General features: G+C 67.8%; 1 protein-coding gene. It reads left to right on the top strand.

What is annotated here, in order from left to right:
• Positions 1 to 242: 242 nt before the first annotated feature.
• Positions 243 to 820, top strand: a 578-nt coding sequence (locus A5678_RS03100) for a serine/threonine-protein kinase (RefSeq protein ID WP_156746743.1), incomplete at its 3' end; no start/stop codon positions are given.

Below are 820 nucleotides of genomic sequence, written 5' to 3'. Positions count from 1 at the left end.
GGCATCGATGGCTGATCTGGGATGCGCTGGCACCATCACCGCAGAGGGCCGTCGCGAACGTCGCGCAACCGTCAGGCCCGGGCGCCGGTGCGGATACGACCCGGGCTATCCGATGGTTGCGCAAACCTCCGCAGGACGGTCGCACGGCACCATCCTGCACCGTTACGTTTCCTGGGGTGTGAAGCCGTCGCCGGACGATCGTGTGCGGGACCACTGCCGCGGGGGAGGTTGATGTGGCCGAAATGGACGGGACGCCGTTCGGGCGCTACCGGCTGGTGGAGTTGTTGGGTCGCGGCGGGATGGGTGAGGTGTGGCGGGCCTATGACACCACCATGGATCGGGTGGTGGCACTCAAGCTGCTGTTGGCCAATGTCGCCGAGGATCCCGCCTATGTCGAGCGGTTCCGCCGCGAAGCCCACGCCGCGGCGAGCCTGGACGAGCCGCACGTCATCCCCATCTACGACTTCGGCGAGATCGACGGGCGACTGTATGTGACTATGCGGCTCATCGCGGGCCGCGACCTGCACGACCTACTGGCCGAGGGCCCCCTGGAACCCGCGCGGGCGATCGCGATCATCGACCAGATCGCCTCAGCGCTGAATGCCGCACACCGGATCGGGTTGATCCACCGCGACGTCAAACCCTCCAACATCCTGGTCGCCGAGGACGACTTCGCCTATCTGATCGATTTCGGGATCGCGCGCGCGGCCGGGGAGACCGGGCTCACCAGCACCGGGGCGGCGATCGGCACCTGGGCCTACATGTCCCCCGAACGGCTCAACACCGGACAGGCCGACGCCCGCGCCGACATCTACGCCCT

The organism is Mycobacterium sp. E2733, from assembly GCF_001667585.1.
Taxonomy (GTDB): domain Bacteria; phylum Actinomycetota; class Actinomycetes; order Mycobacteriales; family Mycobacteriaceae; genus Mycobacterium.
The sequence above is the reverse complement of the archived record's forward strand: the minus strand, read 5'-3'. Positions and strand labels throughout refer to the sequence as shown.